This window comes from Pseudomonas sp. Sample_23 (assembly GCF_004307595.1).
In the GTDB taxonomy this organism is placed as follows: domain Bacteria; phylum Pseudomonadota; class Gammaproteobacteria; order Pseudomonadales; family Pseudomonadaceae; genus Aquipseudomonas; species Aquipseudomonas atacamensis.
The window spans coordinates 16,756-35,291 of the sequence record NZ_RCNX01000102.1 but is presented as its reverse complement, the minus strand read 5'-3'; the positions used below and the strand labels follow the sequence as shown (position 1 = coordinate 35,291).

General features: G+C 60.1%; 19 protein-coding genes. 12 read left to right on the top strand and 7 right to left on the bottom strand.

The annotated features are described in order from the left end of the window. Positions 1-149: 149 nt before the first annotated feature. Both D8U82_RS26625 and D8U82_RS26620 read left to right on the top strand, forming a co-directional pair. Entirely contained in the window at positions 150-860 is a 711-nt protein-coding gene (locus D8U82_RS26625; protein WP_125926049.1) for an SDR family NAD(P)-dependent oxidoreductase, read from the top strand. Positions 861-954: 94 nt separating this feature from the next. Beyond that, positions 955-1,884: a LysR family transcriptional regulator gene (locus D8U82_RS26620; RefSeq protein WP_130888647.1), complete on the top strand. Its 930-nt coding sequence runs from the start codon at positions 955-957 to the stop codon at positions 1,882-1,884. On the opposite strand, the gene D8U82_RS26615 is transcribed toward D8U82_RS26620, so the two are convergent. Beyond that, positions 1,885-2,802, bottom strand: a complete 918-nt coding sequence (locus D8U82_RS26615) for an AraC family transcriptional regulator (protein WP_130888648.1) — start codon at positions 2,800-2,802, stop codon at positions 1,885-1,887. It lies immediately after the preceding gene. 174 nt (positions 2,803-2,976) lie between these two features. Beyond that, on the bottom strand, positions 2,977-3,741 hold the full coding sequence (locus D8U82_RS26610) for an SDR family oxidoreductase (protein WP_130888649.1): 765 nt from the start codon (positions 3,739-3,741) through the stop codon (positions 2,977-2,979). A 257-nt stretch (positions 3,742-3,998) separates the two neighbouring features. Here D8U82_RS26610 and D8U82_RS26605 point away from each other — a divergent pair, with 257 nt between their 5' ends. Both D8U82_RS26605 and D8U82_RS26600 read left to right on the top strand, forming a co-directional pair. After that, positions 3,999-4,880, top strand: a complete 882-nt coding sequence (locus D8U82_RS26605; protein WP_123441724.1) for an AraC family transcriptional regulator — start codon at positions 3,999-4,001, stop codon at positions 4,878-4,880. A 127-nt stretch (positions 4,881-5,007) separates the two neighbouring features. Then, positions 5,008-5,745, top strand: coding sequence for an SDR family oxidoreductase (locus tag D8U82_RS26600; protein WP_130903273.1), 738 nt, complete (start codon positions 5,008-5,010; stop codon positions 5,743-5,745). Positions 5,746-6,157: 412 nt separating this feature from the next. Here D8U82_RS26600 and D8U82_RS26590 read toward each other — a convergent pair whose 3' ends face one another. Then, a complete protein-coding gene (locus D8U82_RS26590) occupies positions 6,158-6,853 on the bottom strand; it encodes a B3/4 domain-containing protein (RefSeq protein ID WP_130903272.1) in 696 nt (231 codons plus the stop codon). A gap of 46 nt (positions 6,854-6,899) precedes the next feature. Between D8U82_RS26590 and D8U82_RS26585 the strand changes: the two genes are divergently transcribed. Then, complete coding sequence (locus tag D8U82_RS26585) at positions 6,900-7,526, top strand: helix-turn-helix domain-containing protein (RefSeq protein ID WP_024012508.1); 627 nt, start codon at positions 6,900-6,902, stop codon at positions 7,524-7,526. A 70-nt stretch (positions 7,527-7,596) separates the two neighbouring features. Here D8U82_RS26585 and D8U82_RS26580 read toward each other — a convergent pair whose 3' ends face one another. From D8U82_RS26580 to D8U82_RS26570, 3 genes are all read right to left on the bottom strand, one after another. Further along, entirely contained in the window at positions 7,597-7,797 is a 201-nt protein-coding gene (locus tag D8U82_RS26580) for a hypothetical protein (RefSeq protein ID WP_016774226.1), read from the bottom strand. Positions 7,798-7,941: 144 nt separating this feature from the next. After that, positions 7,942-8,571: an isochorismate family cysteine hydrolase YcaC gene (gene ycaC / locus D8U82_RS26575; RefSeq protein WP_016774235.1), complete on the bottom strand. Its 630-nt coding sequence runs from the start codon at positions 8,569-8,571 to the stop codon at positions 7,942-7,944. A 129-nt stretch (positions 8,572-8,700) separates the two neighbouring features. Further along, positions 8,701-9,627 carry a Gfo/Idh/MocA family oxidoreductase gene (locus D8U82_RS26570; RefSeq protein ID WP_024012507.1) on the bottom strand — a complete coding sequence of 309 codons (927 nt, stop codon included), beginning with the start codon at positions 9,625-9,627 and terminating at the stop codon, positions 8,701-8,703. A 274-nt stretch (positions 9,628-9,901) separates the two neighbouring features. Between D8U82_RS26570 and D8U82_RS26565 the strand changes: the two genes are divergently transcribed. The 5 genes from D8U82_RS26565 to D8U82_RS26545 all read left to right on the top strand — a co-directional run bounded on the left by D8U82_RS26565 (position 9,902) and on the right by D8U82_RS26545 (position 12,204). Continuing rightward, entirely contained in the window at positions 9,902-10,507 is a 606-nt protein-coding gene (locus D8U82_RS26565) for an SCO family protein (RefSeq protein WP_016774221.1), read from the top strand. Next, complete coding sequence (locus D8U82_RS26560; protein ID WP_056784698.1) at positions 10,507-10,986, top strand: copper chaperone PCu(A)C; 480 nt, start codon at positions 10,507-10,509, stop codon at positions 10,984-10,986. The genes D8U82_RS26565 and D8U82_RS26560 overlap by 1 nt, the downstream gene beginning before the upstream one ends. A 165-nt stretch (positions 10,987-11,151) precedes the next feature. Beyond that, complete coding sequence (locus D8U82_RS26555; RefSeq protein WP_123441672.1) at positions 11,152-11,526, top strand: hypothetical protein; 375 nt, start codon at positions 11,152-11,154, stop codon at positions 11,524-11,526. Beyond that, positions 11,523-11,762 carry a helix-turn-helix transcriptional regulator gene (locus tag D8U82_RS26550; protein ID WP_125926181.1) on the top strand — a complete coding sequence of 80 codons (240 nt, stop codon included), beginning with the start codon at positions 11,523-11,525 and terminating at the stop codon, positions 11,760-11,762. The genes D8U82_RS26555 and D8U82_RS26550 overlap by 4 nt, the downstream gene beginning before the upstream one ends. A 124-nt stretch (positions 11,763-11,886) precedes the next feature. Then, positions 11,887-12,204 (top strand): hypothetical protein, encoded by a 318-nt coding sequence (locus D8U82_RS26545; protein WP_130888653.1) that lies wholly within the window; start codon positions 11,887-11,889, stop codon positions 12,202-12,204. Positions 12,205-12,306: 102 nt separating this feature from the next. Here D8U82_RS26545 and D8U82_RS26540 read toward each other — a convergent pair whose 3' ends face one another. Then, positions 12,307-13,323 carry an ABC transporter substrate-binding protein gene (locus D8U82_RS26540; protein WP_130903271.1) on the bottom strand — a complete coding sequence of 339 codons (1,017 nt, stop codon included), beginning with the start codon at positions 13,321-13,323 and terminating at the stop codon, positions 12,307-12,309. A gap of 327 nt (positions 13,324-13,650) precedes the next feature. Between D8U82_RS26540 and D8U82_RS26535 the strand changes: the two genes are divergently transcribed. Further along, positions 13,651-15,861, top strand: coding sequence for an LTA synthase family protein (locus D8U82_RS26535; protein ID WP_130903270.1), 2,211 nt, complete (start codon positions 13,651-13,653; stop codon positions 15,859-15,861). Positions 15,862-16,096: 235 nt separating this feature from the next. Continuing rightward, positions 16,097-18,373 carry a catalase/peroxidase HPI gene (katG, locus tag D8U82_RS26530; protein WP_130888657.1) on the top strand — a complete coding sequence of 759 codons (2,277 nt, stop codon included), beginning with the start codon at positions 16,097-16,099 and terminating at the stop codon, positions 18,371-18,373. Positions 18,374-18,536 lie beyond the last annotated feature (163 nt).

Genomic DNA, 18,536 nt, shown 5'->3' with positions numbered 1-18,536 from the left:
GGGACAATCATTCGAGGTCCGCTCTGATTAGATACACCACAGTACAAATGATGTACCTCAGCCCCCATTTATCAACTTCGCTCAACTTCCTAAAGTCTCCTCCAACAGCCACCCGCCATCCTGACGGGCCAGCGACAGAGGAAATCATCATGAGCACATCGAAAAAAGTAGTTGTCATCACCGGCGCTTCGCAAGGCATTGGTGCAGGTCTGGTCGAAGGCTTTCGCGCCCTTGGCCATCAAGTGGTCGCTACCTCGCGCTCGATCAAAGAGTCGAGCGACCCGAATGTCCTGACCGTCGCCGGCGACATTGCCGATCCGCAAACCGCCGAGCGCGTGATTCGCGCCGCTGTCGCCCGCTTCGGTCGCGTCGATACGCTGGTCAACAATGCCGGGATCTTTCTGGCAAAGCCGTTCACCGCTTACAGCCAGGCGGACTATGCCCAGGTCGTGGCGACCAACATGAGCGGCTTCTTCTACATCTCGCAACTGGCCATCGCCGAGATGGAAAAACACGGCAGCGGCCACGTCGTCAGCGTGACCACCAGCCTGGTCGATCATGCAATCGACGGCGTACCTTCGGTATTGGCGTCGCTGACCAAGGGCGGCATCAACGCCGCGACCAAATCCCTGGCGATCGAGTACGCCAAGCGCGGGATTCGGGTCAACGCCGTGTCGCCGGGCATCATCAAAACGCCGATGCACGCCGAGGAAACCCATCAGGCGCTGGGCAGCCTGCACCCGGTCGGTCACATGGGGGAAATCGACGACATCGTGCAAGCGATCCTCTACCTCGACGGTGCAAATTTCGTCACTGGCGAGATCCTGCATGTCGACGGTGGCCAGAGCGCCGGCCATTGATCGAAACCCTGCAACGCCGCCGGTGGATACCGGCGGCGTCGTTGGTTGTGGTACACAGAGGATGAACGTCCGTCGATCCTCGGTGCGAGCCACAATGAAACGCCATTTTGAAGATTTGCAGTTAGGCAGTATCGAACTGTTCTGCCTGGCCGCCGAAGCCGGCAGCTTCACCGCCGCCGCGCAACTGGCCGGAGTCACGCCCGCTGCGGTGAGCCGGTCGATTCTGCGTCTGGAGCAACGCCTGGGTTCGCGACTGTTCGCGCGCACCACGCGCAGCATCCGCCTCACCGACGCCGGACGGAGCTTCTTCGAACAATGCAGCCAGGCGCTGACGCAACTGGTTGAAGCGCAGCAGGAAGTCATGGGCGCGCAGACTTCGCCGTCGGGGCGACTGCGCATCAGCCTGCCGACCACCTACGGGCATCACCGCATCCTGCCGCTGCTACCGAAATTTCGCGCGTTGTACCCCGAGGTCACGGTCGACGTGCACTTGGGCAATCGCAATATCGACTTCGTCGAAGAGGGCTACGACCTGGCGATACGCGTGCGCGCACAACCGGACTCGACGCTGATCGCGCGCTTGCTGGAAGACGCCGCCCTGGTGGTGGTCGCCGCCCCCGAATATCTGCATAGAGCCGGTACGCCGCAGACGCTGGACGATCTCATCGCGCATGAGTGCATCCAGTTCGAATTGCCCAGCAGCGGGCGGCGGATTTCCTGGCTGTTTCAGGAAAACGGCCGGGACCTGGAAGTGATTTCCGACGGTGGCTATTCCTGTTCCGACGATGTGCTCGGCGGTGTGACGCTGGCCAAGCACGGCGCCGGGCTGTTTCAGACTTACCGTTTCATCGTCGAGCAGGAACTCGCCGATGGCCGCCTGATTGAGGTGCTGCAACCGTACGCCGGACGTTCGCGCCCCTACACCCTGCTCTACCCGCACGGCCGCTATGTGCCGCAGCGGGTGCGGGCGTTTGTGGATTTTCTGCTGGGGTTTCGTGAGCAATGGACAGGACCCGCGCGGTAATCAACCGGTCTGACGCAGGCGGCTGAGTTCCTTGGACGGCGGGCAGCCGAACTGGCGGTTGTATTCGCGGCTGAACTGCGAAGCGCTTTCGTAGCCGACGCGGTAACAGGCGCTCGAGACGTCCAGCCCTTCATTGATGATCAGCCGCCGCGCCTCTTGCAGGCGCAGCTGTTTTTGATATTGCAGCGGGCTCATGGCGGTGACGGCTTTGAAGCGGTGATGCAGCGCCGAGTTGCTCAGGTTGGCCACCTGCGCCAGCGCGTCGATACGCAGCGGCTCGGTGAAATTCTTGTTCAGCCAGTCGATAGCGCGCGTGACCCGGTGGGTCTGCGAATCGTTGACGGCGATTTCATACAGCAGATGCCCGTGCTGGCCGCGCAGCAGGCGGTAATACAGCTCACGCAACACCATCGGCGCGAGCATGCCGATGTCGCGTGGATTATCCAGCAGGCGCACCAGACGCAGCATGGTATCGAGCAAGGTCACGTCGATCTTGTCGAGGAACATCCCGCGCCCGGCGTCCTGTGGCATGCCGGTCAGCGGCGACTCGGCAATCAGTTGCGTCAGTTGTGCCGGATCGAAATCCAGCCGTACGCAAAAATACGGCGCCTCGGGCGAGGCTTCGATCACCCGTCCCGACACCGGCAACGTCACTGACACCACCAGATAATTCAGCGGGTCGTAGAGGAAGCGCTCATCACCCAGCCCGACTTCCTTGCGCCCCTGCACGATCAGGCACAGCGCGGGCCGGTGCACAACGTGAATCAGCTCGGACGGCCCATCGAGACGGATCACGTGCAGTGGCGCAATCGCGGTTTCGTAGGTGCCCGGCGCGTCAAAGCGTTGAGTCAGCAAGCGCACCAGTTCGGCGCGGTACACCGCCGTGTCGTGGAGGATGGAAGCGTCGTGGTTATCCATGCAAATGGCCTCGAAAGCAGACGAAGGTGGGTCAACTGCGGAGGAAGATTAGCCAGTTTTATCCAGCGGCGACTAGATCAAAGATGCTGCAGATTTGCCTGATTCTGCGTGCTCGTGATCGTAGCAAAGCCATGGGCGCGTTATCACACGCGCCCATGGCTTCTCACACCACTATCAACCCGCCGTTACCGTCATGCCGCCATCGGCCATGACCACCGAGCCGACCATGAAGCTGGCGCGGTCGGAGGCGAGGAAGGTGACGATTTCGGCGATTTCTTCCGGCTGCGCCGCCCGACCGATTGGCGCCGCTTCGCCGTGCTGCGCGAGGAAGCCCGGGCCGTCCTCGACCACGTCATTGAGGATATTGGTCACCACATCGCCGACGCCGATCGCGTTGACGCGAATGCCGTGCTCGATGACTTCCAGGGCCAGCGTGCGGGTCAATTGTGCCAGCGCACCTTTGGAAGCGGTGTAGGCGGCAATGGTCGGAAAGGCAAAGTACGACGCATAGGAAGCGATATTTACGATTGCACCGGACTTGTTCGGGATCATCGCCTTGACCGCTTCGCGGCAGTGCAGGAAGGCGGCCGTGGCATTGACTGCCTGGATCTTTTCCCAGTCGTCGCGACTCATGTCGATCACTGCTTTGTTGATAATGATCCCGGCGTTGTTGATCAGAATATCCAGGCGCCCGAACTGCTCGACGGCAAGGCCGACTGCGCGTTCGGCGGCGCCGTCCTCGGTGATGTCCGCCACCAGCGGCACCAGATCGGGACGAGCCAGTTCTTCGACAGCCGGGTTGAGGTCTTCGGCAATCACCTTGGCGCCGCGAGCGTGCAGCATCAGCGCAATCGCCTTGCCGATGCCACTGGCCGCGCCAGTGACCAGTGCAACTTTACCGGCGACTTCTTGTGGCAGGGTGTGGTTGAAATCAGTCATGGTTTAACTCCTCGATAGCGAATCGGTGTTGCGCCTGATGGCGCGCTCGTAAACACGGCTTCACTGTCGCGCACTGGCCGCCGCCGGGCTTTCGGGCGATTGCCGGGACTGTCGGAGTTTTGCGCTGGAGTTTCTCGTTCGCCCGCCCTAACCTGCAAAATCATTCTCAGCCAAAGCTTTTGATGGAGCGTTCTGTGCCCCCTGCCAGCCCTGCTACGCCGACAATCAGCCAGCCCGCGCGCATCGCTGCCGAAGCCATGCCGGAGCATCTGCCCGGTGTTGCGGAAACGACCACGCCGCGGCCGCAGATCAAGGATGCAGTGGTGCAACTGTTCCGCCATCAGACTCTGCTCGAACCGATCCGCGTGCCCTGCGTGGCCGAACCGCTGCTGGTGCTGGTATTGGCCGGCACTGCCCGGGTCGAAGAACGTTCGTTGGGCGGAGAATGGCAGGCGAGCCAGGTCACGGCGGGCGACTTCTTCCTGACCAACACCCGCGAACCCTATGAAATGCGCTGGCAAACCGAAGGTTGCGAGGTGTTCGAAGTCATGCACCTTTACCTAGGTCTGGGCCTGATCGAACAAGCGGCGCGCGAAGCGTTCGGCGAACAGGCCGGTGCAGTGACGTTTGTCGATGTGTCCGGTGCGCGTGACGAGCAGGTCAGCTTCATCCTTGAGCAACTGCGCATCGAACTGACCGAACAGCGCCAGCCCAGTGCACTGCTGGTACACAGCCTGGCTCAGGCGCTGGCGATCCATCTGCTGCGTCATTACCTCGACCCCGACAGCAACCCGCGCCGCGACAACGCCCTGCCCGCCTACAAACTGCGCCGGGTGATCGAAGCCATGAATGCGAATCTGGCGGAGGATTTCAGCCTCAGTCATCTGGCCGCCATCGCCGGGCTGAGCGACTACCACTTCAGCCGCACCTTCAAGCGCGCTACCGGTTTATCGCCCTCGCAATACTTCATCCGCCTGCGCATGAGCCGCGCGCGTCATCTGTTGCTGGAGACCGCACGCAGCGTGATCGACATTGGCCTGGAGGTTGGCTATTCCAGCCCCAGCCATTTTTCCCAGGTTTTCCGCCGTGAAGTCGGCGTCACCCCGAGCGCCTACCGGGACGCGCCACGCGGGGCCTGAAAACCTGTCGAAAAGCGATGCAGCAGAATTGGGCAAATCCCGTGGAGGAATCGATTAATAGCCCATGAGCCGCCGCACTTAATCTTCTTCCAAGCCCACTCAAGGGCACACAGAAGAGGACGACATCATGCTGAACATTCAAGACAAAGTGATCGTGATTACCGGCGCCAGCAGCGGCATCGGCGAAGCGACCGCACGCCTGCTCGCCGAACGTGGCGCCAAAGTGGTGTTGGGCGCACGGCGCACCGAGCGTCTGGCAGTGATTGCCGAAGAGATCAACGGCGCCGGTGGCCACGCGCAGTTCCGCGCACTGGACGTCACCGATCAGCAGGATGTGCAGCGCTTCGTCGATTTTGCCGTCGAACATTACGGCCGCGTCGATGTGCTGGTCAACAATGCCGGCGTGATGCCGTTGTCACGGCTGGATGCGCTGAAGGTCGATGAGTGGAACCGCATGATCGACGTCAACATCCGTGGCGTACTCCACGGCATAGCCGCCAGCCTGCCGTTGATGCAGCGCCAGCGCGGCGGGCAGATCATCAACATCGCCTCGATCGGTGCTTACGCGGTGAGCCCTACTGCGGCGGTGTACTGCGCGACCAAATACGCCGTACGGGCAATTTCCGAAGGCTTGCGTCAGGAGGTGGGCGGCGATATCCGCGTCACCGTCATCGCACCGGGCGTGACCGAATCGGAACTGGCCGAGAGCATTTCCGATGAAGGCGGCCGCGAAGAGATGAAGTCATTCCGCAAGATCGCCATCCCCGCCGAAGCCATCGCCCGCGCGATTGCGTATGCCGTCGAACAACCGGCGGACGTGGACGTCAGCGAACTGATCGTGCGTCCAACCGCGAGCCCTTATTGAGACCAGGAGTCAATCTGTGGGAGCGAGCCTGCTCGCGAAAGCGCTGGGTCAGGCGAACATGATGTTGAATGTACCGCCGTCTTCGCGAGCAGGCTCGCTCCCACAGGGTGGTTGTGGCGCCACCAAATCATTGGTCAACACATTGTGGGAGCGAGCTTGCTCGCGAAAGCGGTGGATCAGCCGGCAAAGATTTTGGATGTACCGCCGTCTTCGCGGGCAAGCCCGCTCCCACAGGGTTTTTGTGGCACCACCAAATCAATGGTCAACACGGAACATTGTGGGAGCGAGCCTGCTCGCGAAAGCGGTGGTTCAGCGGGCAAAGAGGTTGAATATGCCGCCGTCTCGCGAGCAGGCTCGCTCCCACAGGGAATCGCGGTGCCGCTGACGAAACGGGCTGGCACTCATATCTAACCTAACGCGCTCCCGGCCCGATCAACATGCTTTCGATCTCGGCGCCGGGCATCATTTGCTGCAGGCCTTCGATGAGCTTGTCGCCGGCCTCGGTCAGCGCTTCCAGCGGCATCGCCGGCAGGCTTTCGAGGATGAACCACATGTGCTGCGCCTGCGCATCGAGGCGGGTTCGCACGCCTTGGCGCCAGTTCCAGCGCCGGCAGGTTACGCCTTGGTCATCGCGCCAGACCACTTCGCCGGCGTCCGGGAATTCATGCGCGGGCAGACCTTCTTTCATCGTGTCGAACGGTTCGCTGCCATCGGCGACGACCAGACGCGGTGAGCCGACGTAGGCCTCGGCATTCTCGCCCCCCACGGGAATCGCGTATTCCAGACTGATGGCGTTGTACAGATCAACCACCGGATCGATGCTCGGCAACTCGCCGTCGCGCAACACCCGTTTGCGCAGAGCCTCGGCCGAGCAAGGCGTGCGCTGCGGCTTGGCACCGAACTGGCGAAACACGTCCGCCCAGGCCTGCAAGTGCGCGGGCCCCCATGACGGGCCACCGTTGGCGACGATCTGACAGGCTTTGGCCAGTGCTTCACCGGCCACGTATGCCTGAGTAATCGGCGCCGCTTGCACGACAATACTCAGCGCTCTGAAGCCCGGCGCGAGTTGCGCAACAGCCGGATCGATTGACGGCACGACAGACAGCATCCCAGAATCCCCCTCATACCCGAATTTCAAACGATGCTAGCGATCAATGACCAAGAAAGTCAATATAACGACCGAGGCCGGCGCCGACGTCGAGACCGTCAGCGCGGCGGTGTCGCGCACGCTCAAACAGGCGCGCAAACAACAGGGCATCACCCTGGATGAACTGTCCAGGCGCTCCGGCGTGAGCAAAGGCATGGTGGTCGAGATCGAGAAGGGCTCGGCCAACCCAAGCATCGCGACATTGTGCAAAATTGCCGCAGCGCTGGGCTTGTCCGTGGCGGACTTCGTCAATGTCGCCGACACTCCGGCGGCGCATCTGATCGACAGTGATGACATCCCCACGCTATGGACCGGTGAGCTGGGTGGATCGGCACGACTGCTGGCCGGCACCGGCGGCCCGAACATGCTCGAGTTGTGGCGCTGGGAATTGTTTCCCGGCGAGTCGTTTTCTTCAGCCGGTCACCCGAATGGCACCACAGAGCTGTTTCATGTCGAGAAAGGCGCGTTGCATTTGCAGGTTGGCGATGCCGAGCTGATTGTCGGGCCTGGGTGTTCGGCGGTGGCGCGGACCGATGTGGCGCATGGGTATGCCAACCATGGGCGAGCGAAACTGGTTTTCACGATGTCAGTGACTGAACTGCATCAGGGTGCCAGGGAAAGCCCCTCACCCTAGCCCTCTCCCCGAGGAGAGGGAACTGTCCGGGTTGACCATCACAGGGAGCGTTCCCCTTCAAACAGCACGGTCAGCGTGACGGCGGATGCTCCGTCGAAACCGAATTGGCCGCATCCACATCCGACATGTCTTCTTCTACAGGCGCCTCATCGTCCGGCGGCAAAGGCACCTCGGGGTTTTCGCGCTTGGGATCGTGCCCGGTCTCATTGTCGGTGGTGCGCGTCACGGCTTGTTGCGACTGGTTGCCCGGTGCGTTTTCATCAATGTCCATGTCGTTCTCCGAAGTGTTCAGCGATAGGTACCTGAACGTGTGAAATGCCCTCGCGTGACAAGTGCCCGACAATGGACGAACGGCGTTCTGTAGAAAACGCAAAAAGCCTGCTTTCGAGGCAGGCTTTTGCTTTGGATTTAACGCTTACTTCTGCTGCGTCAACGCCGAGTAGCTGTTCATCAGGTTGCGGTAGTTGGGGATGCGCTGCGACAGCAGATTGCCCAGGCCTTCAATGTCGTTGCGCCAGTCGCGGTGCAGCTCACAGGCCACCGAGAACCAGTTCATCATCTGCGCGCCAGCCTGAGTCATGCGGCTCCATGCGGCTTGCTGCACGGTGGTGTTGAAGGTGCCGGACGCGTCAGTCACTACAAACACATCAAAACCTTCCGCCAGCGCCGACAGGGTCGGGAACGCTACACACACATCCGTGACCACACCGGCAATGATGATCTGCTTGCGCCCGGTGGCCTTGATCGCCTTGACGAAGTCCTCGTTGTCCCAAGCGTTGATCTGGCCTGGACGAGCGATGTACGGCGCGTCCGGGAACATCTCTTTCAGCTCCGGCACCAGCGGGCCGTTCGGGCCTTGTTCGAAGCTGGTGGTGAGGATGGTTGGCAGGTCGAAGAACTTGGCCAGATCCGCCAGCGCCAGCACGTTGTTCTTGAACTCGTTCGGCGAGAAGTCCTGCACCAGCGAGATCAGACCGGTCTGGTGGTCAACCAGCAGCACGATAGCGTCGTCTTTGTTCAGGCGGTTGTAGGTTGGAGTGGTCATGGTGTGCGTCCCTTTTCAAGTTTGGAGTTTTGTTGTTGCGTTCAAGTTGGGTACAGATTACTGACGCACAGCAAAGGGATAAATCGCTTGAAAAGGGTTACACCGTCCACTCAAACCGGACAATCCACTTCAATCGTAGAACGGCTCAACCAACGTCCGGCTGCCGACAAAGAAACTGTCCGCCACCAGGCGCAACGGTTGCAGATCCAGGTCGCTGGCCTTGTCGCTGATCAATTGCTGGAAGTGGCGGTAGACCGCTGCGTACTCGCCCTCCTCCGAGACGCTTTGGCGCACGCCGTCGATGCTCAGCACGGCGCCGCCATTGTCCAGGCGCAGGATGCCTTCGACGCAGCGGATTTCGATGCTCCACAGTTCGTCGTGGCCATGGTCGAAATCGAACTCGGCGCGTACGTCCAACTGATGCGGGTCAGACATTTTGATCGAGGCGGCAATCGGCGACTGGCAGTTGCTCGGCACGCGCAATTCGGCGGCTTCGACAAACAGCGGCAGCGCCAGCAGGTGGGTGACGATCGACAAGGCGTTGATGCCCGGGTCGAACACACCGAGGCCGCCCGGTTGCCAAATCCATGCCTGGCCCGGATGCCACTTGCGCACGTCTTCCTTCCAGTCAATCTGTACGCTTTGCAGGGTGCGGCTGGCCAGCCAGTCGCGGGCGGCGGCGATGCCCGGTGCGTAGCGTGAATGCCAGGCGAACAAAGCGCTGACGCCTTGTTCGGCGACTTGATCGACCAGGGCCATGGCCTCGCCCAATGTCGCACAGGGCGGTTTTTCCACGAGCACGTGCTTGCCGGCCGCCAACGCCTGTTGCACCAGCGCGAAGCGCCCCTGTGGCGGCGTGCAGAACGCAATTGCGTCGACAGTCGGGCCGTTTTCGAGCAGTTCGCCCAGCGATTGGAAGTTCTCCACCCCGGCGCAAGGTTTGCCCTGGGTTGCGACCGCCACCAACTGGAACGCCGGGTTGGCGAGGATGGCGGGAACGTGTTGATCCTGGGCGATCTTGCCGTAGCCCACCAGGCCGAGACGAATCGGTTGCATTACAGACTCCTGTTGTTATTTTGGTCTTTGCAGCGCAGCGGCAAGAGTACGTGTTTCTGCGCTCGTCTCCAATCGTCATACTATTTAAATCAAAGTTTGGTCGCGGCGAACGCATGGCTTATTCGTCATTTCTTCTTACACCTTTTGTCGTCCGATCCCGCACCGCGCGGCGATCGGCAGCCGGCGATCAGCCTCAGTTTGCTATCATGCGGCGCTTTTACGGTTAACCCCTCGCCAGTCCTGCCGACTGGCGGGCTGCAAAAGGCGGTATTAGATGACGGCTTTGTTGACTCGCCGCAAGGTACTTGCGGGAATGGGCGTGCTCGGGCTCGGCCTGCTCGCCGGTTGCGATACCCGTGGCCAACTGTCGTACAAGTACGGCAAGGATCTGAGCGACAAGATTCTCGGACGCACCTTCAAGCTGAAGAATCCCGAAGGCGAAACCATGTCGCTGTCGAGCTTTCGCGGGATGATGCCGATGATCTTCTTCGGCTTCACCCAGTGCCCGGCCGTTTGCCCCACTACCCTGGCCCGCGCCGCACAGATCAAAAAACTGATGGGCCGCGACGGCGACCGTTTGCAAGTGGTGTTCATCACCCTCGACCCGGAACGCGACACGCCGCAGATCCTCGACGCCTACGTCAAAGCCTTCGACCCGAGCTTCGTCGCGCTGTACGGCACGCTTGAGGAAACCAAGGCCACCGCCAAGGAATTCGACGTGTTCTACGAGAAAGTCCCGGCCGGCGACACCTACACCATCTCCCATACGTCCACCAGCTACGTCTACGACTCGCGTGGTGAGTTGCGCCTGGGCCTGTCCACTTCGCTGACAGCCCAAGAGTGCACGGAAGATTTGCTTACTGTTATGGAGGTCTGCTGATGCATCCCGTTCTGAATCACCTCAAACGCACCGTATGTGCACTGTCCCTGCTCGGCCTGGCCTTTCAGGCGTCGGCGCAGACCAAAGTCGACGATGCTTGGGTCCGTGCCACCGTGCCGACCCAGTCCGCCAGCGGCGCGTTCATGACCGTCACTGCCGACAGCGACAGCAAACTGCTCAGCGTTGCCTCGCCAGTGGCCAAGGACGTTCAGATTCATGAAATGAGCATGAAGAACGATGTGATGACCATGGGCCCGGTGAAGTCGGTTGAGTTGCCTGCCGGCAAAGCCGTGAGCTTCGATCCGAACGGCTACCACGTCATGCTGATGGGCCTGACCGGTCAGTTGAAGGAAGGCGAAAACGTGCCGCTGACCCTGACCGTGGAAAACGCCAAGGGCGAGAAAGAAACCATTGAAGTCAAGGCACCGGTCCGCGCGCTGACCAACATGGGCGGCCACGATCACAGCAAGATGCATTGATCGCTGACTGAAAGACTGTTCGCCTGACAGAAAAACGGGGCGGCCTGATCGATGATCAGGCCGCCCCGTTTTTTATGAAAACGATGCTCTGACGCATGGAAAGCTTGCTTTACATAAGCGAAGATTTCGATGAGGATGTAAAGGGTCTTTTACAGGGAGTTGAACATGAATCGCTATTACCTCGAAATGGGCGCCGCATTGACGCTGTACACGCTCGTGCTGATCGCCTCGGTGGTTGCCAGCCAACATTTTCTGGACGCCCATCTGCTGTTGCGTTCAGCCGTCGCGCTGGCGCCGATGATCCCCGCCGGATTGATGTGCTGGGCTATCGTGCGCAACCTGCGGCGCCTGGATGAAATGCACCTGCGCATCCAGTTTGAAGCGCTGGGCTTTGCCTTCGCCGCTTCCGCGTTACTGACGTTCAGCTATGGCTTTCTCGAAAATATCGGCGCCCCGCACATACCGTGGACCTGCGTATGGCCGGTGATGGCCGCGATGTGGATCCTCGGTCTGCAAATCGCCCGACGTCGCTATCAATGAAAAATCACCTCAAGGCGCTGCGCGCCGAGCGCAAGTGGTCACAGGTCGATCTGGCGGAGCGCTTGAACGTCTCGCGCCAGACCATCAACGCCATCGAAAATGAACGCTACGACCCGAGCCTGCCGCTGGCGTTTCAGATCGCGCGAACGTTTGGATTGGCCATTGAAAGTATTTTCGAGGATCCGGAAGCAGAATCCGATTCGCAAACTGCTGTGAGGGGTGGCAAACAGCCGTAGTTGATTTCGATTCATGCTAAAAACTGTCAACTTTTACAGTGTTGCATCGATGCCATGCGCCCTATCCTGCCTACTCCCGGCAATGATTGCAGGGGTCTCATTGATCAGATGGAGCATTGCAAAGATGACTAGCACAGTAGCCTTTCCTTTTAAGTTCCAAGGGTTGAATGCCGAGAAAACCGAGATTTCGCTATCCAGGATCAGCGACATCGGCGCGCAGATAACGCCGACGGAGCAAATGACCCGTCTCAATCTGAATTTCACTTTTGCCGACGGCAGCAGTCTGAGTACCGATATTGTTCCCAGCGCAAACGTGACAGAAACTTACGGAATCGTTCCCCGCTGGGGTCTGGAGCGCAGCAAAAACAATTCGGTCACCTGTACGTTCCGCTGGTGGCCCGACAACCAAGTTTTCCAGAGCACATTCAAGGTCGTTGCATGATGGTTCGGGACGGCTGTCCGGCAACGGACAGCCATTACTCAGCAGCATGAAGCGTCAACCAAGCTCGGCAGCGTAAGGCCACAGGATCCTGCTGCACTCGCCTCAACTCCCCGCACCACCATGCGCCTCTTCAAAGAAGTAATCCTTCCAGCTCCCCGCCTTGTTCTTCAGCACGCCCAATTCCTGCAATTTTTCGGCATAGATAAACGTGCGTTGCGGTACGACGGTGAAGTCGATTTCCGGGTCTTTGACGATTTGCTCGACCAGGGCCAGCGGCAGTTTCGATTGCTCTACACGAATGTAGGCTTGGGCGGCGGCGGGTTTGTCGGCTTTGATGATGTTCTCGGCTTCGGCCAGTGCGTCGTAGAACGCCTTGTAGGTTTTCGGGTTTTCGTCGTGGAATTTTTCCGTGGTGTAGAGCACGTTGAACGTCGCCGGGCCGCCGAGGATTTCGTAGGAGCTCAGCACTTTATGCACGTTGGGGTTTTGCAGCGCCTGGTACTGGAACGGTGGGCTGGAGAAATGCGAGTTGATTTCCGAGCCGCCGGCAATCAGCGCAGCGGTGGCATCCGGGTGCGGCAGGCTGACCGAAATGTTGTCGAACTTCTTGAACTGGTCATCACCGAATTCCCTGGCGGTTTCTATCTGCAGGGTACGCGACTGGAAGCCTACGCCTGCGGCCGGCACGGCGATACGGTCCTTGTCGCTGAAGTCCTTGAGGGTTTTGATGTTCGGGTTGTTGGTCAGCAGGTAATTGGGCATCGAGCCCAGCGCGGCGATGGCTTTGACGTTCTGTTTGCCCTTGGTGCGATCCCACACAGTGAGCATCGGCGGCACGCCGGCCGAGACGACGTCCAGCGCACCGGTGAGCAGCGCCTCGTTCATCGCCGTGGCGCCGGAAATGCTGTTCCAGTCGACCGTGATCTCCAGGCCCTGGGCCTTGCCGTGTTTCTCGATCAATTGTTGATCGCGCACGACGTCGAGAATCAGGTAACCAATGCCGAATTGCTGGGCGATGCTGATTTTGCCCTCGGCCCGGGTGCCGCTGCTGAACAGCGCGCCCGCTGCCAGAGTTGCAGCCAACAGAGTCAGCGCAGAACGTTTGAACGGTGTGGCCATGACAACCTCGCAGCATGGGGGTGGGCTGAAAGGCCTGACTTTATAGCTATAAAAAAAAGAAATTAAATATCTTTATCGCATATCGATATCACTCCACGATTTAGCGTCTGCTGCTGAAACTCAGGAGCAGTGGATGGACCTACAACAGTCTGAAACAAAAAACTGCCCCTTCTGAAAAACGGCTTTAAGGCTCGAAACCCCGTCCGCTATGGGCGCGCGAAATTTCAGCGATCGCCAGCCGCAGGTTTTAATAGCCGATCAGCCTTCCTGCCCTTGGTATCATCACCCACACTTTTTTGACCCTTTGATGACAAGCAGGCCTTTTTTGTGAGCGCTCTTTTCAACTGGCTGCGGCGGCCGAATGCCCGCCTTTTTTCTCTCATCGTTCTGGTATTGATCGTGCCGGTGTGCCTGCGTGCAGCGTTGGGCTGGTCGACACCGCTGGGCTTTTTGTCGGATCTGGCCGTGGGCAGTTTGCTGGTGGTAACGCTGCATCGCCGCGCATGGTGGCTGACCTTGCCGGTGCTGGTGTTTTGGGCGCTGCTGGCGATCGCCACGGCAGAATTGGTCAGCGCCGTCGGCCGCCTGCCGACGCCTTCGGATATTCACTATCTGATCGACCCGCAATTCGTCGAAAACTCCACTGGCGGCGGACTTGCGCACCCTGCCCTGGCCATGGCTTTGCTGGGTGCTTTGGTTTTCTGGCTGCTGGCCCAATTTATGGGGCGCGGTCTGGCTCGTCCGGCGTTGCCGCGCGCTGCGTGGGCCGCGCCGATCGCTTTGTTCGCCGCGCAATGGGGCGCGCTAAACCTGTGGCCGAATGACGGCGACGCCTGGCGCCTGTACAACCTGCCGCATCAATTGCTCGCCAGTGAAGTGGCCGACCTGCAGATCCAGGCCGAGGAATGGCTCGACGGCGACGTTGAAGAACCCACACCGGCGATGGCCGGGCTCACCGACGTCGACCTCAATGGCCAGAAGCTGCTCGCCGCGCCGGGGCAGGCGCGCAACGTATTGATCATCGCTTTGGAAGGCATTCCCGGCGCCTACATCCGCGCCAACCGCGAAGCGATCGGCAGTCATTATCAGGAAGACCTGATGCCCAACCTCAGCCGCTGGGCCGAGCGCGGCATGAACACCCCGGATTACGTGCTGCACACCCATCAGACCATTCGCGGTCTGTATGCCATGCTCTGCGGTGACTACGACAAGCTCAACAACGGCACGCCCAAAGGCGTGGAAATGCTCACCCTCAACGAGCGCAATCAGGCCTGCCTGCCGGCGCAACTACGCGAGCACGGCTTCAGCACCCATTACTTGCAAGGCGCCGGCCTGCGCTTCATGGCCAAAGACAAGATCATGCCGCACATCGGTTTCGATGCGACCCACGGTCTGGAATGGTTCAGCAACAGCAACTACCTGGAATTCCCCTGGGGCAAGGATGACAAGGCGTTTTTCGAAGGTGCGCTGGATTATGTCGGCCAGTTGAAAAAGCAAAAGCAGCCTTGGATGTTGACCCTGCTGACGGTCGGCACCCACCAGCCCTACTCCGCACCGGACGATTATCTGCAGCGTTATGAAACGCCGAAGCAGGCTGCTGTGGGTTATCTCGACGATGCGCTGGATGAATTTCTTTCGGGGCTGAAGCGCCAAGGCATTCTCAAGGACACGTTGGTGGTGATCACCTCGGATGAATCCCACGGCATCGACGGTGTGCGACTGGCCTCCTCGTGGGGATTCAACCTGACGCTGGCACCGGAGCAGGCGCAACTGCCGCGCTTGCATGCCGGGGTCTATGGTCACGTCGATCTGAGCACCTCGATCCTTGACTATTTCGACCTGCCGGTGCCGACTGCGCTGAGCGGCCGCTCGCTGTTTCGCGATTACGATTCCGGGCGAGAAATCATGTCGTTCACCAACGGCAAGCTGCGCTACCACGACGGCCAGGGCATCTTCTCCGAATGCGACCTGCCGCGCCGCTGCCGCTACTACCAAAGCACCGGCTTCATCGCCGAAAGCGCTACTTACAAAGGCACCTACAGCGGCCATCCGGCCCGGCAGATCGCCGCGCGCGCCGATGCCCTCGACTTGTCCCTGTTGCGCACACCACTCAATCATCGCTACCAGTTCGGCAGCAACAGCATCATCCCTCTGCAAGCGCAGATCAAGGATGACTGGGCCGACAACCTGATCGGCGCGCAATACCTGGAGATGCCCAAAGGCTCGCACACCCGCGTACGCCTGACCGTGCGCTCGGTCGATCCGCAGCAGGCGGCGTATATTCAGCTCAAGGCCAAGGAATTTGAACAGGACGTGCAACTGGGCCTGCCTGCAGAAATGATCGCCACGGCGGACCAGCCGCTGGAGATGGATTTCAGCTTTGAAAACCCGCAGCCGCGCAAAGCCTTCTCGTTTCATCTGTTGGGGTATGGCAATGGCGCGGTTGAAGTCAGCGACTTCAGCGTCATCACCGAATTGCCCGGCCAGGAAGACATCCTTGATGACGTTCCTGATGACGAAACCGCGCAATCCAGCTAACCCCTGTAGGCGCTGCCGGAGGCTCGGGCCGCGGTCGGACGATCTTTTGATCTTGCTGTTCAATGAAAAATAAAAGGCAAAAGATCGCAGCCTTCGGCAACACCTACCTGTGCGGTGAAAGAGTTTGCCTATCGGTATCCAATAGTCGGGCTATTAGCCGACTTGCCAACTCGGGTCTAGCCTTACCAGTCCGAAGTCGGCACGAGCCGGCCGCAGACCTGATAGGGATACGAACATGGCAAACGAATCGAAATGCCCGTTCAACCACGCCGCCGGCGGCGGTACGACGAACCGTGACTGGTGGCCGAATCAACTCAATCTGAAAATCCTCAGCCAGCATTCCCCCAAGTCCGATCCGCTGGGCCAGGACTTCGACTACGCCAAGGCCTTCAAAAGCCTCGACTTTCAGGCGCTGAAACAAGACATCAGAGCGCTGATGACTGATTCTCAGGATTGGTGGCCAGCCGACTTTGGCCACTACGGCCCGCTGTTCGTGCGCATGGCCTGGCACAGCGCCGGGACCTATCGCACCGCCGATGGCCGTGGGGGCGCCGGCTCCGGACAGCAACGCTTCGCCCCGCTCAACAGTTGGCCGGACAACGTCAGCCTCGACAAGGCCCGCCGCCTGCTGTGGCCGATCAAGCAAAAATACGGGCGCAATATTTCCTGGGCTGACTTGATCGTGCTTACCGGCAACGTCGCGCTGGAATCCATGGGCTTCAAGACCTTCGGTTTTTCCGGGGGCCGCGCCGATGTCTGGGAACCGGATGAAGACGTGTACTGGGGTTCGGAAACCGAATGGCTGGGTGGCGATAACCGTTACGGCAAGAGCAATGGCCCGGTGCAAGAGCCCGGCGACGGCACGCTGGTGGCTGAGCCCGATTTGCATGGCCGTGAAGAAAGCCGTACCGATCAGGGCGAACGTAATCTGGAAAATCCCCTCGCCGCCGTGCAGATGGGCCTGATCTACGTCAACCCGGAAGGCCCGGAAGGCAACCCGGACCCGGTGGCCTCGGCCAAGGACATTCGCGAAACCTTCGGCCGCATGGCCATGAACGACGAAGAAACCGTGGCGCTGATCGCCGGCGGCCACGCGTTCGGCAAGACCCATGGCGCCGGCCCGGCCGACAATGTCGGCCCAGAGCCGGAAGCGGCCGGTCTGGAGCAACAGGGTCTGGGCTGGAAAAACGCCTTCGGCACCGGTAAAGGCGCCGACACCATCACCAGTGGTCTGGAAGTGACCTGGACCACCACACCAACGCAGTGGAGCAACAACTATCTGGAAAACCTGTTCGGCTTCGAGTGGGAGCTGACCAAAAGCCCGGCGGGCGCCCATCAGTGGCAACCGAAAAACGGCGCGGGTGCAGGCACCGTTCCCCACGCTCACGATCCGAACAAGAAGCTCTCGCCGACCATGCTCACCTCCGATCTGGCGTTGCGCTTCGATCCTGCCTACGAACAAATCTCGCGGCGCTTTCTGGCCAATCCCGATCAGCTCGCCGACGCGTTCGCCCGCGCCTGGTACAAGCTGATCCATCGCGACATGGGTCCGCTCTCCCGCTACCTCGGCCCGGAATTTCCACAAGAGGAATTGCTCTGGCAAGACCCGCTGCCCGACGTGACGCACCCGCTGATCGATGACAGCGACGCCACGGCGCTGAAAAACAAGGTGCTGGCTTCAGGGTTGTCAGTGTCGCAACTTGTCTCGACCGCGTGGGCTGCAGCATCGACCTTCCGCGGCTCGGACAAACGCGGTGGCGCCAACGGCGGACGCTTGCGTCTGGCCCCGCAGAAGTTCTGGCAGGCCAACCAGCCCGAGCAATTGGACAAGGTGCTAAGCACCCTGGAAGGCATTCAGAACGAGTTCAACGGTTCTGCTGCCAATGGCAAGAAGATCTCGCTGGCGGACCTGATCGTCCTGGCCGGTAATGCCGGAGTGGAAAAAGCCGCGCAGAACGCCGGGCATTCAGTGTCGGTGCCGTTTTCACCGGGCCGCGTCGATGCTTCGCAGGAGCAGACCGATGTCGAATCGTTCGGCTTCCTCGAACCGATTGCCGATGGCTTCCGCAATTACAGCAAAGGAAAATACACGGTTGCGGCGGAAACCCTGCTGATCGACAAGGCGCAGTTGCTGACGCTCACGGCACCGGAAATGACCGTGCTGCTGGGTGGTTTGCGGGTATTGAACACCAATGTCGGCCAGACGCGGCATGGCGTGTTCACCGATAAAACCGAAACGCTGAGCAATGACTTCTTCACCCACCTGCTGGACATGGGAGTTGAGTGGACCCCAACGTCACGGGATGCCGATGAGTTTGAAGGCCGTGACCGCAAGACCGGGGCGCCAAAGTGGACGGCGACTCGGGTGGATCTGGTGTTCGGCTCGAATGCGCAATTGCGCGCGTTGGCCGAGGTGTACGCCAGTTCCGACGCGAAGGCGCAGTTCGTCAACGATTTCGTCAAGGCATGGACGAAGGTGATGAATCTGGATCGGTTTGATCTGCGTAAATAGCTGTTTGTTGTACCAATAAAAATGCCGCTCGTTGAGCGGCATTTTTTGTTGATCGTTCCCACGCGCAGCAAAGGAATGCAGCAAGGGACGCTCTGCGTCCCAAAGCCGACGCAGAGCGTCGAGAGAGTCATTCCCACGCAGAGCATGGGAACGATCAATTAAA

Coding starts and splice junctions, on each gene's coding strand:
- D8U82_RS26590 (WP_130903272.1), bottom strand. CDS start 6,853: ATGCTGTCTGTCGTGCCGTCAATCGATCCGGCTGTTGCGCAACTCGCG.
- katG (WP_130888657.1), top strand. CDS start 16,097: ATGGCAAACGAATCGAAATGCCCGTTCAACCACGCCGCCGGCGGCGGT.
- D8U82_RS26555 (WP_123441672.1), top strand. CDS start 11,152: ATGAATCGCTATTACCTCGAAATGGGCGCCGCATTGACGCTGTACACG.
- D8U82_RS26585 (WP_024012508.1), top strand. CDS start 6,900: ATGACCAAGAAAGTCAATATAACGACCGAGGCCGGCGCCGACGTCGAG.
- D8U82_RS26560 (WP_056784698.1), top strand. CDS start 10,507: ATGCATCCCGTTCTGAATCACCTCAAACGCACCGTATGTGCACTGTCC.
- ycaC (WP_016774235.1), bottom strand. CDS start 8,571: ATGACCACTCCAACCTACAACCGCCTGAACAAAGACGACGCTATCGTG.
- D8U82_RS26570 (WP_024012507.1), bottom strand. CDS start 9,627: ATGCAACCGATTCGTCTCGGCCTGGTGGGCTACGGCAAGATCGCCCAG.
- D8U82_RS26605 (WP_123441724.1), top strand. CDS start 3,999: ATGCCGGAGCATCTGCCCGGTGTTGCGGAAACGACCACGCCGCGGCCG.
- D8U82_RS26540 (WP_130903271.1), bottom strand. CDS start 13,323: ATGGCCACACCGTTCAAACGTTCTGCGCTGACTCTGTTGGCTGCAACT.
- D8U82_RS26580 (WP_016774226.1), bottom strand. CDS start 7,797: ATGGACATTGATGAAAACGCACCGGGCAACCAGTCGCAACAAGCCGTG.
- D8U82_RS26600 (WP_130903273.1), top strand. CDS start 5,008: ATGCTGAACATTCAAGACAAAGTGATCGTGATTACCGGCGCCAGCAGC.
- D8U82_RS26545 (WP_130888653.1), top strand. CDS start 11,887: ATGACTAGCACAGTAGCCTTTCCTTTTAAGTTCCAAGGGTTGAATGCC.
- D8U82_RS26625 (WP_125926049.1), top strand. CDS start 150: ATGAGCACATCGAAAAAAGTAGTTGTCATCACCGGCGCTTCGCAAGGC.
- D8U82_RS26550 (WP_125926181.1), top strand. CDS start 11,523: ATGAAAAATCACCTCAAGGCGCTGCGCGCCGAGCGCAAGTGGTCACAG.
- D8U82_RS26565 (WP_016774221.1), top strand. CDS start 9,902: ATGACGGCTTTGTTGACTCGCCGCAAGGTACTTGCGGGAATGGGCGTG.
- D8U82_RS26615 (WP_130888648.1), bottom strand. CDS start 2,802: ATGGATAACCACGACGCTTCCATCCTCCACGACACGGCGGTGTACCGC.
- D8U82_RS26610 (WP_130888649.1), bottom strand. CDS start 3,741: ATGACTGATTTCAACCACACCCTGCCACAAGAAGTCGCCGGTAAAGTT.
- D8U82_RS26620 (WP_130888647.1), top strand. CDS start 955: ATGAAACGCCATTTTGAAGATTTGCAGTTAGGCAGTATCGAACTGTTC.